The following is a 15,598-nucleotide window of genomic DNA, read 5'->3' on the forward strand; positions in this document are numbered from 1 at the left end:
GGGGAGACCGCCGCGTCTGATGGGGAAAACGCGGCGCAGGACCTGGTTGTTTGTTCTGGTCGGGGCTGGAGCAGCAGGCTTGATCGCCCTTGACCGCGCTGCCGAAGGCATCCTGAGCCGGGCGCGCCCCAGCTTGGAGCGCACGTTGTCGGGTCCTCTGGGCCACGACGTGGATCTTGGCCCTTACGAAGGACTTCGCCCCTTGGGCCTGGGGATCGCCATCGGGCCGAGTCGAATCTTGCCGTCGGCGGCGGATCGTTCTGAGCTGAGCCTGGCGGGGCTGGAGGTGGGCCTGGCCCCCTTGGCGAGTCTTCGGCGTCTGCAGCCGGTTCTGCAGATCACGGTGCACAGGCTGCGCGGTCAGTTTCAGGCCAATGAGGCTGGTCGGTACTGGACCTTTGGGCCACTGAGCGGTGACGGCACCCTGCCGCGACTTGGCGTGCAGTACCGGTTGGCCGATCCTGCATTGCTCCGTTTCGGTCCTGAGCAGCAGACCCTTGAACTCCGCAGTCGGGGCGCAGTGCGGCTCGGGGAGGCTTTTTTCAGCACCGCATCGGAACTTCGCTGGCTCGACGCTGAAGGGGTGCTGCGGCTCGATGGACAAGGGCATTGGGATCGCCCTCGCTTCAGGCTTCGAACGCGGCTGGATCGGCTCAACCTGAAACCGCTAGGGGCCGTCATCGCCCCTGCTCAGGATCTGGATGCCTCTGGAACCTTGGAGGGAGATGTTCAGATCGGCTGGGCCGATGGGTCGTTGAGCTGTCGAGGTGGGCTCAGCCTCAAGCGTCTCGAACTTGCTGCGCTGAACAGCAATCGCCTCAGGGTCGCTTGCAAGGGCGATCAACTCACGCTGCAGCCCGCAACATTGCGTTTTGGAGCCTTTGAGGCGCGGGCCTCAGGATCCGTTGCCTTGAACAGGAGCTTTGATCTCCAGGCTGACGTTCGCCATACAGACCTCAGCCCTGCAAACCGGGACCGGTTGAAGCTCAGGATCCAGGGCCCCTGGGGGGAGCCCCGGTGGAATGCCGATGGTGAGATCCAGCTGCCTGAGGCCACAGGGCTCAACACAGCCCTGAGGCTGGACGCTCAGTTGCGCACCCCCTGGTTGCAAGACCAGCAACCGTCTGTTGCCGTGGACAGACTCCGCCTCAGTGCCCCGGGACTGCGCTTCGGGCTGGCCGGGACGATTGGATCCCAATTGGATCTGCTCAGCACGGAGCTGCAGATCGATCCCCGCTTCTGGTCTGCGCTGCCGACGCTGCAGGCCGGACTGGGCCAAACCGCTCCGCTCCTTGGAAGCGTCGACGTCAGTGGTGGGTTGGCGTCACCGGAGCTGAGCCTGAAGCTTGGCCAGGCGTCCAACCCGTTGCTGGATGAGTGGTCGTTTCAGACCCGATGGTCCTCGCAGGATTCCGCTCTGGTGCTGGATCACTTCACCAGTCCGCTGTTGCGGGCGGAAGCGCGCCTTCCTGTGCAACTGGCACAGGGGCGGTTGCAAACCGGTGAGCTTCAGAGCGGCTTTGACCTCCAACCTTTCAGCCTCAGCCGTTTAACCCCCTTGATCGGTACGCCGCTGGGCGGGCAGCTGGCGGCGCGGGGTCGCGTGAAGGGTCCCCTGTCGGGGCTTCAGCCCGACATCAGCCTGATGCTGAATCAACCCCGGGTTGGTGCCTTGCAGGTTCCCGAACGCTGGCAAGGCAGCCTCAACGGTGAACTGGGCCGTGGTGCTCGTCTTGCGATGGCGGCCCAGCAGCCTGTCGTGCCCGGCTCGCTCGTGGCTGAACTCGATGCCGATGCTTGGCCCAAGACCGTGCTCTTGCGCCGGGGGGAGGGGCAGTTGCGGTTGCACGAGCTGGCTCCGGCTGGAGAGCAACGCCGCTACCGCTGGCGTGCAGCGGACCTCAACATCGATGGACTTCGTTTCATCGTGCCGCCGGTCAACCAGCCCAAAGCGGTGGCAGGTCAGCTCTCGGCTTTAGGGAGCCTTGCCATGGGCCCCCTCGCGATCCGTGGATCTGCCGCCATTTCGGACGCCTCGATGGCGGGGGTTGCCGTGCAGAGCCTCGAGCTGGAGGGTTCCCTCGGGGATGGGCGTTTTCAGGCCGATGCAGCACTGACGCCACTGCAGGGCAGCATTCGGCTGAAGGCCCATGGCGATCTGGGTGGCTGGATGCACAGCGGCATCGAGGCCGAAGGTCTGGATGTGACCTGGCTGACGCTTCTGGCCCGTCAGTTGAGAGGGAGCGATCTCCATCCGGGCTTGGCCCCAGGCCGTGCCGAGGATCTCGGAACCCTGTTCATCAACACCTTTGGTGGATCGCTTGATGGTCAGTTGCGAGCTCTGGCGGCATCGCGGCGGGCGCTTGAGGCCTATGCCCTGGCTCATCCCCGCAAGGGCCCTGAGCTGGAGCGTCTGGAGGGGCGGGTCAATCTGTCGGGAACGATCGACGGTCCTGATCCAAAGCGCCTGAAGGCCGATCTGATCGCCAAGGCCTATCTTTGGGTTGAGGGGGATGACCAGGCCAAGGCACTCCAGCTTGAACCGATGGTCGCCACGCTTCGCGGCCCGCTGCTCGGTGGTTCCGGTGAACTCTCCCTGCTGCAGGTTCCGATCTCTCTGCTGGTGTTGTTGGCTCCTGTGCCGCAGCAGCTCCGCGGCAGTGTTGGTATCCGCGGCCGCTATGACCTCAGCGGAACGGCTCCACTGCTGGTTTCCGATCTGATACTCGACTCCGCCAGTCTGGCGGGCCAGCCTCTGCAGCTGGAGCAGCAATCGGTTGTCGTTGAGCGTGATTTGATCCGCCTGAACCTGGCCCTGAAGGGAGGCGAGAGCAAGGAAGCCGTCACCGTGTCAGGAACGGTTCCCTTCAACCCCGATTCGGATTTGAACCTGAAGCTGGAAAGCCATGGGGATGCACTTGGCGTTTTGACGCCTCTTGTCGGGGATTCTTTGGCCGTGAAGCGGGGGAGCACCAATCTGCGGCTGTTGCTGCGCGGGCCGTTGAGCCAACCGCAAGCCAATGGCTTTGTGGTGGTCAGCAATGGAGATCTCAGCATCGGTGAACAGGAGCTGAGTCGGATCAACGCCTCGATCCTGTTCGATTTCGATCGCGTCTTGGTGCAACGCCTTGAAGCTGAAGTGGGCCGCGGCGGCTCGCTGCGCGGTTCAGGAACCCTTGGCTTGTTCACCCCCCAGAGCGGCGCTTCACCGCTCACCCTGCAACTCAGCCAAGCTCAGATTCGACAGCCGATCGTGCAGTTCCATGCCGATGGCGAACTGCAGGTTTCTGGAGCTGTGGTGCAGCCCGTCCTCTCCGGAAATCTGGAACTGTCGCGGGGCACGCTTCGACCCCAGTCAGGTTCTTCCGGACGTGCTCGGAGAAAGCAACCTCAAGGATTGATCCCCAGCGTTGAAAAGGCTCCTTCTGCTGCTGTGCAAGGTACTCAATCTTTCAAAACCCTTCTGGAGGAGGAGTGGGATTTCAAGGATCCTCTGGTCCTGATGGGACCAAACACACCCATCAATGGCCCAGATCAGCCGCAGCGGTTCATGCCAACGCTGCCCGCCATCCGCTTTGAGAACCTTCGGCTAGCCCTCGGGCCGGACACCAGGGTGCTGATGCCTTCGATCAGTTTCCAAGGGGGTGGTGTGGTGACGTTGAATGGCCCTCTCGACCCCTCTCTGCAGGCAAGAGGGGTGATCCGGCTTAATGCCGGCAGGATCTGGATTCCCCCTCTCGCTCCCCTCCGTTTGGATCCGCAGGAGGAGAATGTTGCTGTGTTCACGCCCTCGTTGGGACTGATTCCCTACGTGGATGTCGCTTTGCAAGCCAGGGTCTCCGACACCGTCAGCGCGGGCAACAGCGATCAGCTCACAAGCGCCAACCTTTTTGCTTCAAATGGCACTGGCAGCGCTCACGCCGCGGTTGGCCAGCTTCGACTGGTGAAGGTCATGGTTCAGGCCACTGGCCCGGCCAACCGTCTGGGTGACAAAAACAATCTTGTTTTACGGAGCTCACCTCCGATGAGCGAGCAGCAATTGCTGGGCTTGATCGGTGGCAATTCCCTGTCTTCTTTAGGCAGTACTGGTGGAGCCACGTTGGCCACGATGCTGAGCCAATCATTGCTCTCACCTGTGCTGGGTACCTTGACCGATGCCATGGGTCAGCGGCTGCAGGTGGCAATTTTCCCCACCTATGTCACCCCCGTTGTGAAATCAGAGAAGGAACGCACCTCCGGCCAGGTTGCACCAACACTTACGTGGGTCACGGAATTTGGTGTTGCTCTGACTGATCAGCTCGACCTCTCCCTACTGATGGCACCGAACACAACCGATGTTGATGTTCCTCCACAAGGAACTGTTTCCTATCGGCTGACACCGACCACGTCAGTCTCCGCGGCCATGGATGCCAATCGCACCTGGCAGAGCCAGTTGCAGGTGTTCTTCCGGTTCTGAGCCATGCCTACCGCGCAGGTGATTGGAGTGGATCTCGGGGGCACGGCGATCAAGCTGTCCCGGATTCGTGCTGATGGAACTGTGCTGGCAGAGGCGCAGTGGCCCACACCACAGCCCGCTGTACCTGGCGCCGTGACGATGGCCCTGTGTGAAGCCATTGAACAGATTGATCCTGAGCATGCAGCTGAGGCGGTCGGCATCGGCCTCCCCGGCCCAATGGATGCGGCGGCTCGGGTGGCCCGGGTTTGCATTAACTTGCCCGGCTGGGAGGACGTGCCGCTGGCGGATTGGCTGGAGTCCAGGCTCAACCGCCGGGTCACCCTCGCTAATGACGGCAACTGTGCGGTGGTTGGTGAGGCCTGGCTCGGCGCAGCCCGTGGTGTTGATGATGTTGTGCTGCTGACCCTCGGAACCGGGGTTGGAGGGGGGGTGCTTCTAAGGGGTGAGCTGTTTACTGGCCATAACGGCGCTGCAGCGGAACCTGGTCTGATCGGGGTTCAGCCCGATGGTCCGGCCTGCAACAGCGGTAACCGTGGCTCCCTGGAGCAGTTCGCCAGCATCACAGGTCTGCGGCGCTTGTGTGATCGCGATCCCCGCGAGCTCAGTGCAAAGGCAGATGGTGGTGATCCGGAGGCCCTGGAAGTTTGGAGCCGTTACGGCGAGCGCCTGGGCTGTGGCGTTGCTTCTCTGGTGTACGTGTTCACGCCGCAGTTGGTGTTGCTGGGTGGCGGTCTGGCGGGTGCCGCCCGCCACTTTTTGCCAGCGGTGCGCCGCGAGGTGGAGTCGCGGGTTCAGGCCGTCTCAAGGGAGGGGTTGCGGATCGAAGCAGCCTGTCTGGGGAACGGCGCTGGACGCCTGGGGGCTGCGCGACTCGCTCTGCAGCGGCTGAACGGGATGATGGCTCCAGATTGATTGCCTTGATGTCCAGCGTTCCAGAGCCTTCTGCTGCGTTGCTGCAGCGTGCCGCGGCTGTCCGCCGTGCTGCTGTTGATCTGGGGCAGACCGATGACGGCCAGAGAGCTCAGGCTCTTCAGGCGATGGCGGACGCGCTGACCGACCGTGCGGAAAGCATCCTCGCGGCCAACCGTGAAGACCTTCAACGCTCTGCAGCCGAGGGGTTGGCGCCGGCTTTGATGGCGCGGCTGAAGCTGGATGACAGCAAGTTGGCGGCGGCCATTGATGGCGTCCGCAAAGTGGCCAGCCTCAGTGACCCGCTGGGTTGTCGTCAGTTGCATCGGGAGCTGGATCAGGGCCTGGTGCTGGAACGGGTCTCCGTTCCGCTCGGGGTGGTGGGTGTGATCTTTGAAGCCAGGCCGGATGCGGTGATGCAGATCGCCTCGCTGGCGATCCGTTCGGGCAATGGTGCTCTGTTGAAAGGGGGCAGTGAGGCTCGCTGCACCAATGAGGCTGTGATGGATGCCCTGCAGGCAGGCCTGGCGGCCAGTCCGGTGTCTGCCGATGCCCTGGCTCTGCTCACCACCCGTCAAGAAAGCCTGGCCTTGTTGCGTCTCGATGGCCTCGTGGACCTGATCATTCCCAGGGGAAGCAACGAACTGGTGCGCTTCATCCAGGACAACACCCGCATTCCGGTGCTTGGCCATGCCGATGGGGTGTGCCACCTCTACGTGGATGCGGCTGCCGACGTCGACAAAGCCGTTCGGGTGGCGGTGGACAGCAAGAGCCAGTACCCCGCCGCTTGCAATGCCATTGAGACCTTGTTGGTGCACCGCTCGATTGCGCAGCCTTTTCTCGCCGCTGCGCTGCCGGCCTTCGCTGCTGTCGGGGTGCAGCTGCGGGGCGATGCCGAGAGCGTGGCTCTCGGGGTGGCGGAAGCGGCCACGGAAGAGGACTGGAGCACGGAGTATCTGGATCTGATCCTGGCGGTGAAGCTGGTGGACGATCTCGAGGCAGCCACCGATCACATCCGCTCCTATGGCTCGCGTCACACCGAAGTGATCCTGACGGAGGATGCCCAGGCGGCTGATCGTTTCCTTGCGGCGGTGGATAGCGCAGGCGTCTATCACAACTGCTCCAGCCGCTTCGCAGATGGCTTCCGTTACGGATTCGGCGCTGAGGTGGGCATCAGCACCCAGACCCTGCCGCCCCGCGGACCCGTTGGTCTGGAAGGGTTGGTGACCTACCGCTATCGGTTGCGCGGCGAGGGCCACATCGCTGCCGACTACGCCAACGGCAGCCGCGTCTTCACCCACATCGATCGGCCGCTCTGATGGATTGCATCGGTGTGAGGGACCTGCGGTTGTGGGCCCACGTCGGGGTGTTGGAACACGAACGTCGGGATGGCCAATGGTTCAGCCTTGATTTCAGTGTTCAGCTCGATCTGAAGGCTGCTGCCGTGGCCGACGACCTGAGCCGGAGCCTGGACTACGGCGTGGCCATTCAGGCCCTGCAAGGCTTGTCCCGGCAGGTTCGTTGCCTCACGATCGAGCACTTCAGCGAGCAGATGCTGGATCGGCTGGAAACGTTGTATGGGCCCATCCCGGTCTGGCTGCGATTGACCAAATGTGCTGCACCGGTTCCAGGATTTAACGGCCGCGTTTTCGTGGAACGCTCCCGCCATGGCGGTAGATCAGCCCTGTGAGCATCCCGTTGGTGCTGGTCCATGGTCTCTGGGACACGCCCCGCCTGTTTCATCGATTAATTCAGGGGTTGGACCAGCCCGATCGCTCGCTGCTGGCGCCGCATCTGCCACATGGTCTGGGTTGGATTCCCCTGCGGCAGCTGGCCTCTCGCCTCGATCAGCACATCCAGCAGCGCTTTGGTGCTGACACCAGGGTCGATCTTCTGGGGTTTTCGATGGGGGGCGTGATCGGCAGGATCTGGCTGCAGGAACTGGGGGGGGTGCAGCGCACCCGGCGTTTCCTAAGTGTGGGCAGCCCGCAGCAGGGCACCCTGGCTGCTCAGATGATTCCCCGCCCGCTCCTCGCCGGTGCGGCAGATATGAAAGTGGGAAGTCGCCTGCTGCGCGAGCTGAATCGCCAACCCGATGCCCTGGCTGGGGTCGAGTGCTCCAGTTTCTTTTGCCGCTGGGATCTGATGGTCTGCCCCGGCTGGAGGGCTGTTCTGCCCATGGGCCGGTGTGAGGAAATGCCGGTCTGGACCCATCAGCAACTGATCAGCCACCCCGCCGCGATTCGACGGCTCTGCAGCAGCTTGCGCGCCTGAATTCAGGCCGCGGCCACCAAGCCGGAATGGCGAATCAGGGCTTCGGTGCTGGCAGGACGGCCTCGGAAGGCTTCAAACACCTCAGACGGGGAGCGGCTGCCACCGAGGCTGAGCACGGTGTCGCGGAAGCGGGCTCCCGTTTCACGAACCTGATCCTCCTGATCCAGACCCACCTCCTCAAAAGCGGAGAAGGCATCTGCGCTGAGCACCTCAGCCCACTTGTAGGAGTAGTACCCGGCGGAGTAGCCCCCCGCGAAGATGTGGCCGAAGGCGCAGAGGAACTGATCCTCCGGGATGGGATCCATCACCGTGGTGGTGGCGGCGATCTCACGGCGCAGTCCATCTGGGCTGACGCCGAGTTCAGGGGTCCACTGGCTGTGGAGACGAAGGTCACTCAAGGCAAAGTGAACCTGCCGCAGGGTGGCGAGGCCTGCATTGAAGGTGCGGCTGCTGCGCAGCTTGTTGAATTCCGATTCAGGCAGGGGTTCACCGGTTTGCCAGTGGCGCGCCATGCCCATCAAGGTGGCGTGATCAAGGCACCAGTTCTCCATGAACTGGCTGGGGAGTTCCACGGCATCCCATTCCACGTTGCTGATGCCGGCGGCTTCCGGTTCCTCAACGGTGGTGAGCATGTGCTGGAGCCCATGGCCGAATTCATGGAAGAGGGTCTCAACTTCCTCAAAGCTCATCAGGCTGGGCGTGTCGCCCACAGGTGGGGTCTGGTTGCAGACCAGGTAGGCCACCGGCAGCACCACAGAGCCATCAGGTTTCTTGCTCAGGCCCAGGCATTCATCCATCCAGGCTCCGCCGCGTTTGCTGGCGGGCCTGCTGTAAGGGTCGAGGTAGAAGCCGGCAATCGGTGTGCCATCGGAGCGCTTCACCCGGAAGAAGCGCACATCGTCGTTCCAGGTCGGTGCCTCGCCGTCGGCGGCAACGATCTCGACGTCGAACAGACGCGTACAAAGGCTGAACAGTCCTTCGAGCACCTGCGGCAGCGGGAACCAGGGACGCAGCGCCTCTTGGTCCAGATCGAACCGGGATTGGCGCAACTTCTCCGACCAGTAGGCGATGTCCCAAGGGGCCAGCTCATCGGCTTCGGGGGCCTTGTGCTCCCTGGCGATGGCTTGGAGATCCTGCAGTTCTTGCTCAGCTGCTGGGTATGCCGCAGCGCGCAGTTCTTCCAGCAGTGCTTCCACCGCCGGAACATCGTCAGCCATCTTGGCGCTGAGGCTGAGGTCAGCCCAATGGGCATAGCCCAGGCGGGACGCTTGCTCGCGCCTCAGGGTCAGGATCTCCTCGATCAGTGCCCGGTTGTCGAGTTCGCCTTCACTGGCTCGCCCCACATGGGCGCGATAGGCCTTCTCCCGCAGGGATCGGTTGTTGGCGTGTGTGAGGAAGGGCAGATAGCGGGGCATGTCCAGTCCCAGCAGCCACGGGCCGGACTCCGCAGACGCATCAGCATCCCCTGCTTCACGCGCTGCGGCGGCCAGTGCCTCCAAGGCCCGTTGCGGCAGGCCTTCCACCTCATGGGGCTGGCTGAGTTTCAGGGTCCACTGCTGCGTGGCATCGAGCACGTGGTTGCCGAACTGGGTGGAGAGAGCAGCCAGGCGTTCACTGGTGCTGTTGAAGGCTGCCTTCTCCTCGCCACTGAGGCCAACACCGCGCTGCTGCATCGAGAGCAGCTCGGATTTCAGGATCCGCTCCTGGGTTGGGTTGAGCGGTTCGGAGGGATCGCTTTGGAGGGCCATCAAGGCCCGATGAAGAATCTGGCTTTGGCCAAGCCGGTTGCTGAGGCGTACAACATCCGGTTGCTGGGCGGCATGGGCATCGCGCAGCTCAGGGGAATTGCAGACGCCATTGAGGTGTGCCACCACACCCCAGCTCCAACGCAGCCGTTCGCCGATGGCCTGCAGCGGTTGCATCACCCGATTCCAGGACAGCTTCGAGGGTCCGGCGAGAGCTGTCTCAAGAGCCTGCTCGAGCGCAGTGAAGTCCTGATCCAGCTGTGCGAGCAAAACCGGGATGTCTGTGCTGACGAGCTCAGGGGAAATGGCCCGGAACTCGGGAAGCCCTTGGCCGCGCAGGAGGGGGGAAACAGTCGACATCTCAGCTGGCAATGAACTGCAGGGCCAGAGCGTTGGTGGAAGCTTCGTAGAGGTCCATGGCAATGCGGGGCCAGATGCCGATCACCAGGGTTGGCACCAGCAGGCTCAGGCCAATCACCAGCTCCCTGGGGCGCATGTCAGCGACGCTGGCCAGGGCCGGAATCCTGGGGCCGAAGAACACCCGTCGGCACATGGAGAGCAGATAAATCGGTGTGAGCACCAGTCCGATGGCGGCCAGCAGAACGGTGATCGATCGGAACACGGACGTGAAGGCTTCCTGGCTGGTGATGCCGAGGAACACGGTGATTTCACTGATGAAGCCACTCATGCCCGGCAGCGCCAGCGACGCCAGGGAGCTGGCCAGGAAGAAGGCAAAGGTGATGGGCAGCGCCTTGGCCAGACCGCCCATGTTGGGGATCGAGAGGGTCTTGGTTCGCTCGTAGAACACGCCCGTCACGAAGAACATCGCGGCTGCGATCAGGCCATGGCTCACCATCTGGAGCATGGCTCCGCTGATTCCCAGGGCATCAACGGCACCGATCCCCACCAGTACAAAGCCCATGTGGCTCACGGAACTGCAGGCAATCCTGCGTTTGACGTTGTCCTGGGCGAAGGCGTTGAGCGCGCCGTAAACGATGTTCACGATCCCAAGGATCACCAGGGCTGGCGCCAGGGTGGCGTGCGCTTCAGGAAGCATCTGCACGTTGAAGCGCAGCAGGGCGTAGCCGCCCATCTTGAGGAGCACCCCTGCCAGCAGCATCGACACCGGAGCGTTGGCCTCACCGTGGGCATCGGGCAGCCAGGTGTGGAGCGGGAACATCGGCAGTTTCACGCCGAAGCCAATCAAGAAACCCACGTAACACAACAGGCCGAAGCTGCCGCCGGGAGAACGGGCCGCCAGTTCCGTGATGTTGAAGGTGAACGTGTCACCGGAGAGGGCCAGTGCCAAGCCGCTGATCAGGATCAGCAGAGAGGCCAGGGCCGTGTAGAGGATGAATTTGGTCGCGGCGTACTGGCGGTTTTGTCCGCCCCAGATGGCAATCAGCAGGTAGACGGGAACCAGTTCCAGCTCCCAGGCCAGGAAGAAGAGCAGGAAGTCCTGCGACAGAAACACCAGGCCCTGGGCCGAGGCCTGAACAAGCATCAGGGCGAAGTACAGCCTTGATTTGCGCTGAACCGACCAGCTGGCCGCGACAGACAGGAAAGTGACCAGGCCGCTGAGCACCACAAGAGGTGCTGAAAGACCGTCCACACCAAGGGACCATTCGAGCCCGAGTGCTGGGAGCCAGCTCACCCGCTCCACCAGCTGCAGCCCTTCAGTGCTGGGGTCGAAGCGGGTGGCAAACACCCCCATCATCAAAAGAAGATCGACCAGAAGGACGACCAGGGTGATGATTTTGGGCGCGGGGGAAGGCTTCTCTTCGCTGCTCGGAACCAGTGGCAGCACCAGAGCTGCTGCCGCCGGCAACAGCACAATCAGCGACAACCAAGGGAAGGGACTGCCCGAGACAGCAAGCTCTGCTAACCCAGCATCCATTCTGTGTCTGCAATCTTTAACAAAGCTAACAGGGCTGAATGCCCTGTTTAGGTGGATCTACTCATCGTCGGCCGGTTGCCAGTGGCTGCCTGAGGTCTGCAAATTCAGCACCGGCGCACGGCTGGCGACCCCGGCAGCTTCCCAGGCTTTGACCATGGCTCGGCTGACGGCTGGGCCTTTGTCTTCCTCGCACAGAGCCAGAACGCTTGGTCCGGCCCCGCTGATGGCGCAACCCCAGGCTCCCGCGTCCATGGCGGCCTGTTTGACCTGGTCGCCGCCTTTGATCAGGCGCCAGCGGTAAGGCTCGTGCAAGCGATCGTGCATGCCGTCGGAGATCAGATCACCATTGCCGGTGCGCAGCCCTTGCAGCAGCAGTGTCAGGGCACCCAGGTTGACCACAGCGTCGCCAACGGGGATGGCCTTGGGCATGGCCCGGCGGGCTTCGCTTGTGCTCAGGCGAATCGATGGAATCGCCACGACGGCCTTCACGCTCGGCGTCCATTCGCAACGCACCACGCGCCAGCGCTGAGACGCGGCCTTGGCGGTCATGCAGAGGCCCCCCAGAAGGGAGGGCACAACGTTGTCCGGGTGACCTTCGATATCGATGGCCAGCTCCAGCAGCTTCTCCTTGGAGAGAGGCTCACCGACGAGGGCATTGGCTCCCATCAATCCCGCCACGATCGCCGTGGCACTGCTGCCCAGCCCCCGTGCCGGCGGCACGGCAAGACGCACCCGTGCCTCAAGGGCGACGGGTTCCAGCCCAGCCGCTTTCCACACCCGTTGGGCCGCTCGGTAAACGAGGTTCTCAGGCCCACCCCGGAGGTGACTGCCTTCAGTTCCCTCAATAATCAGCTCAAATCGTTCACCGCCCCCTTCGATCCGCCGCATCGCGAAGCGGTTGTTCAGATCAAGGGCTGCACCGAGGCAGTCAAATCCAGGGCCGAGATTGGCGGTGGTTGCCGGGACGTCCACGACCACTTTCTGACCGATGCGCGGCTGCGCCATCGCTGATCCTCTGCTCAGGCCAGTGTCCCACCTGACTCCGCCAGCATCCGGGCGCGACAGGCTGCACTGAATAGTCCGGCATCGGGATCGATCACCGCTGTGACCTGCATCCCTTCGATCAGTTCGCGGAAGCGTCCCTTGGCGCGCATCGCATTGAGAAAGCTGGCGGATTGCAGTCCTTTCAGTTGTTTTGATGCGGTCCCCCCGCCAACCCAGAGGCCTCCTGTGCAGAGTTCCTGAAGGGCAAGATCGCCTGCCGCTGAGCCATAGGCCTCCAGCCAAAGCTGTAGGGCGCGTTGCATCAAGGGATCACCCCCTTCAGCGGCAACGCTCACCTGAGCGGGAAGATCGTTGGAGCTGTTGCGCCGCCAAGCCTCAGCCACGCTGCGCAGGGGGTGCATGGCGGCATCGGGTTTCTGAAGCAGCCAGTGGGCCACATGCCCCAGGCCGGTGCCACTCACGATGCGTTCGATCGAAAGGCGGCTGACGCCGAGGTCTTGTTTGAGCCAGCAGGCCAGCTCCCATTCCGCTTCGTTGCGCGGAGCAAATTCGCGGTGCCCTCCTTCGCTCGCCAGGGCCACCAGTCCCTGTTCGCTCTGCAGGCCTCGCGCCATGCCGAGACCGGTGCCTGCCCCAAGAATGGCCAGGGGGCCCTTGTCTTGGTGGCCTTTTTGAAGGATCACCTGCTGATGGCTGTCGAAATGGGGCAGCCCGTAAATCAGCACGCCGAAATCATTCACCAGCTCGAGCTGTTCCATGCCCGCAGCCCGCGCCAGGTCGGCCTCCCGCAGCCGCCAGGGCAGGTTGGTGATCCTGGCCTCCCTGTGTCGCACCGGACCGGCAACGGCGATGCAGGCATGCGCTGGAGCCGGGAGATCGGCGGGGCGATTGTTGAGGAAGGCCTCGAGCATCGGCTCAAGGGATGGCCATTCTCCCGAACGGAATCGTTCCTGATGCAGCAGGCGCAGCTGGCCCGCCTCACTCCCGTAGAGAGCAAGCAGAGTCTTGGTGCCTCCCATGTCCCCCGCCAGGAGTGTGCTGGTGGCCATCCAGGGCTGCGGCAACTCCTACCAGCGTGGTTGGCTCAGGAAAAGAAGTCCAGTGGGAGTGGTCCCCAGGTGGTGCTTGGCGTGGTGTCGTCGTCACCGTGGCCACTGATCAGAATTCCTTCGCCAAGGCCGTGTTCGATCCGAATGCGGATCGTGCCTCCCTTCTGATTGGCTTTCAGGAAAACAGGGCCCTGCTCCTCGGGGCTGTCGACGAGCTCCAGCGGCTCCCACTGTTGGCTTTGCTCGAGGCTGCGCAGCGCTGTGAGGGCCTGCTCCCTGGACGGGGCCATGACTCCGATGGTGAACCAGCTGGCCTGGGCCATCGCCTGATCGAGTTCTCCTCGCAGCTCGTTTCTGATCTGGGGAGGCAACTCCGGCGCTCCCCGCAGACGCGCGAGATCGGCCAGGTGCTGCACAGGGGTATCCGTCATCGGTTCAGCTCCAGGCCCGCGGCGCGCTCGCTGTTGGCCATCTGGGCAGCACTGAGAAGGTCGGCAACCGCTGTGACCCCGAGGTCACCGTCCCGTCGGCTGCGAAGGCTCACGGCGTTCTGCTCCGCTTCCTTGGCACCGATGACCGCCAGCACGGGGATCTTCATCTGTTCGCCGGTGCGGATCAGCTTGCCGAGGCGCTCACCGCTGCGGTCGATCGTGGCGCGAACACCAGCTTTGGTGAGTTGGTCCAACACCTGTTCGGCGTAGGGCTGCACCTCGTCGGTGACCGGCAGCAGACGCACCTGCTCGGGGGCCAGCCAGAAGGGGTAATCGCCGGCGTAGTTCTCGGTCATGATCCCGAAGAACCGCTCCAGCGAACCGAAGATGGCGCGGTGGATCATGATCGGCCGCTGCTTGCTGCCGTCGGCGGCGATGTAGTCGAGCTCGAACCGTTCCGGCAGATTGAAATCCAGTTGGATCGTGGAGCACTGCCACATCCGGCCGATGGCGTCTTCGATCTTGAGGTCGATTTTCGGGCCGTAGAACGCACCGCCGCCCTCATCGATTTTGTAGGCCCAACCCTTGCGCTCCAGGGCTTCAATCAGTCCCTTGGTGGCCAGGTCCCAGACGGCGTCATCGCCGATGGACTTCTCGGGGCGGGTTGAGAGGTTGATCTCGTAATTGCTGAAATCGAAGGCGGAGAGAATCCGTTCGGTGAGATCGAGGATCTTCAGAATCTCGTCGCTGATCTGCTCCGGCAGGCAGAACACATGGGCATCGTCTTGGGTGAAGCCCCGCACCCGCATCAGACCGTGCATCACACCGGGCCGCTCGTAGCGATACACCGTTCCAAGCTCCGCCCAGCGGATGGGCAGTTCCCGGTAGCTGCGCAGTTTGCTGGCGTAGGTGAGCACGTGGAACGGGCAGTTCATCGGCTTGAGCTGGTACTCCCGTTCATCCACCTCCATCGGGCCGAACATGCTCTCGGCGTAGAAGTCGAGGTGGCCTGAGGTCTTCCAGAGGCTGATGTCCGCCACGTGGGGGGTGTAGAGGAGCTCGTATCCGCCCTCGAAGTGGGCCTGGCGCCAGAACTCCTCGATCAACAGGCGCATGCGAGCACCGCGGGGGTGCCAGAACACCAGACCAGCCCCGGCCTCATCCTCGATCGAGAAGAGGTCGAGGTCTTTGCCGATGCGGCGATGGTCGCGGCGAAGCGCTTCTTCCTTGCGACGTTTGTGTTCCGCCAGCTGTTCCGGGGTTTCCCAGGCCGTGCCGTAGATGCGTTGCAGCTGCGCTTTGGTTTCATCGCCTCGCCAGTAAGCGCCTGCCACGCTTTCCAGCTCGAAGGCCTTGGCATTGAGTTGGCCGGTGTGATCCACGTGGGGGCCAGCACAGAGGTCCCACCAGTCCTCACCAAGGGTGTAAAGGGTGATCGGCTCCTGCAATCCTTCAAGAATCTCGAGCTTGTAGGGCTCGTTCTGGGCTTTGATTTTTTCCTCGGCCTCGTTGCGGCTCACCTCAACGCGTTCGAGAGGCAGCTTCTTGTTGATGATCTTGATCATCCCCTTCTTGATGGCCTTCAGGTCGGCCTCGTTGAAGGGATCGGGATTGTCGAAGTCGTAATAGAAACCTGTTTCCGTCCAGGGGCCGATGGTGACGCGCGCCTTGGGAAACAACTGCTGCACAGCCATGGCCATCACATGGCTCATGGAGTGCCGAATCTTCAGCAGTTGATCGCTCTCGCTGGTCTTGGGCAGAACCACCGGTGCTGAAGGGGCTGGGGTGGTTGCTGCAGCGCTGCTCACCGGTTCAGGTTCAGGGCCCGCCAT

Annotated in this window: 11 protein-coding genes; 5 read left to right on the forward strand and 6 right to left on the reverse strand. The window is 62.9% G+C overall.

The window, feature by feature from the left end:
* The first annotated feature begins 19 nt into the window (after nucleotides 1-19).
* From DXY33_RS07900 to DXY33_RS07920, 5 genes are read left to right on the forward strand one after another with little or no spacing between them, the layout of a single operon-like run.
* Nucleotides 20-4,456 (forward strand): translocation/assembly module TamB domain-containing protein, encoded by a 4,437-nt coding sequence (locus tag DXY33_RS07900; RefSeq protein WP_115132436.1) that lies wholly within the window; start codon nucleotides 20-22, stop codon nucleotides 4,454-4,456.
* Between the two features lie 3 nt (nucleotides 4,457-4,459).
* Nucleotides 4,460-5,368 (forward strand): ROK family protein, encoded by a 909-nt coding sequence (locus DXY33_RS07905; RefSeq protein WP_115132437.1) that lies wholly within the window; start codon nucleotides 4,460-4,462, stop codon nucleotides 5,366-5,368.
* An 8-nt stretch (nucleotides 5,369-5,376) separates the two neighbouring features.
* Nucleotides 5,377-6,684, forward strand: a complete 1,308-nt coding sequence (locus DXY33_RS07910; RefSeq protein ID WP_170950991.1) for a glutamate-5-semialdehyde dehydrogenase — start codon at nucleotides 5,377-5,379, stop codon at nucleotides 6,682-6,684.
* Nucleotides 6,684-7,055 (forward strand): dihydroneopterin aldolase, encoded by a 372-nt coding sequence (locus DXY33_RS07915; protein ID WP_114988319.1) that lies wholly within the window; start codon nucleotides 6,684-6,686, stop codon nucleotides 7,053-7,055. The genes DXY33_RS07910 and DXY33_RS07915 overlap by 1 nt, the downstream gene beginning before the upstream one ends.
* Nucleotides 7,052-7,639 (forward strand): triacylglycerol lipase, encoded by a 588-nt coding sequence (locus DXY33_RS07920; protein WP_115132439.1) that lies wholly within the window; start codon nucleotides 7,052-7,054, stop codon nucleotides 7,637-7,639. The genes DXY33_RS07915 and DXY33_RS07920 overlap by 4 nt, the downstream gene beginning before the upstream one ends.
* Nucleotides 7,640-7,641: 2 nt before the next feature.
* Here DXY33_RS07920 and DXY33_RS07925 read toward each other — a convergent pair whose 3' ends face one another.
* From DXY33_RS07925 to thrS, 6 genes are read right to left on the reverse strand one after another with little or no spacing between them, the layout of a single operon-like run.
* Entirely contained in the window at nucleotides 7,642-9,744 is a 2,103-nt protein-coding gene (locus DXY33_RS07925; protein WP_115132440.1) for a M3 family metallopeptidase, read from the reverse strand.
* 1 nt (nucleotide 9,745) lies between these two features.
* Nucleotides 9,746-11,281 (reverse strand): NAD(P)H-quinone oxidoreductase subunit 4, encoded by a 1,536-nt coding sequence (locus DXY33_RS07930; RefSeq protein ID WP_114988316.1) that lies wholly within the window; start codon nucleotides 11,279-11,281, stop codon nucleotides 9,746-9,748.
* A gap of 57 nt (nucleotides 11,282-11,338) precedes the next feature.
* Nucleotides 11,339-12,286 (reverse strand): homoserine kinase, encoded by a 948-nt coding sequence (thrB, locus tag DXY33_RS07935; protein WP_114988315.1) that lies wholly within the window; start codon nucleotides 12,284-12,286, stop codon nucleotides 11,339-11,341.
* A gap of 14 nt (nucleotides 12,287-12,300) precedes the next feature.
* Nucleotides 12,301-13,335 (reverse strand): glucokinase, encoded by a 1,035-nt coding sequence (locus tag DXY33_RS07940; RefSeq protein ID WP_115132441.1) that lies wholly within the window; start codon nucleotides 13,333-13,335, stop codon nucleotides 12,301-12,303.
* Between the two features lie 35 nt (nucleotides 13,336-13,370).
* A complete protein-coding gene (locus DXY33_RS07945) occupies nucleotides 13,371-13,766 on the reverse strand; it encodes a DUF1824 family protein (RefSeq protein ID WP_115132442.1) in 396 nt (131 codons plus the stop codon).
* A complete protein-coding gene (gene thrS, locus DXY33_RS07950) occupies nucleotides 13,763-15,598 on the reverse strand; it encodes a threonine--tRNA ligase (RefSeq protein ID WP_115132443.1) in 1,836 nt (611 codons plus the stop codon). The genes DXY33_RS07945 and thrS overlap by 4 nt, the downstream gene beginning before the upstream one ends.

Source organism: Synechococcus sp. N26, from assembly GCF_900473975.1.
GTDB lineage: Bacteria > Cyanobacteriota > Cyanobacteriia > PCC-6307 > Cyanobiaceae > Parasynechococcus.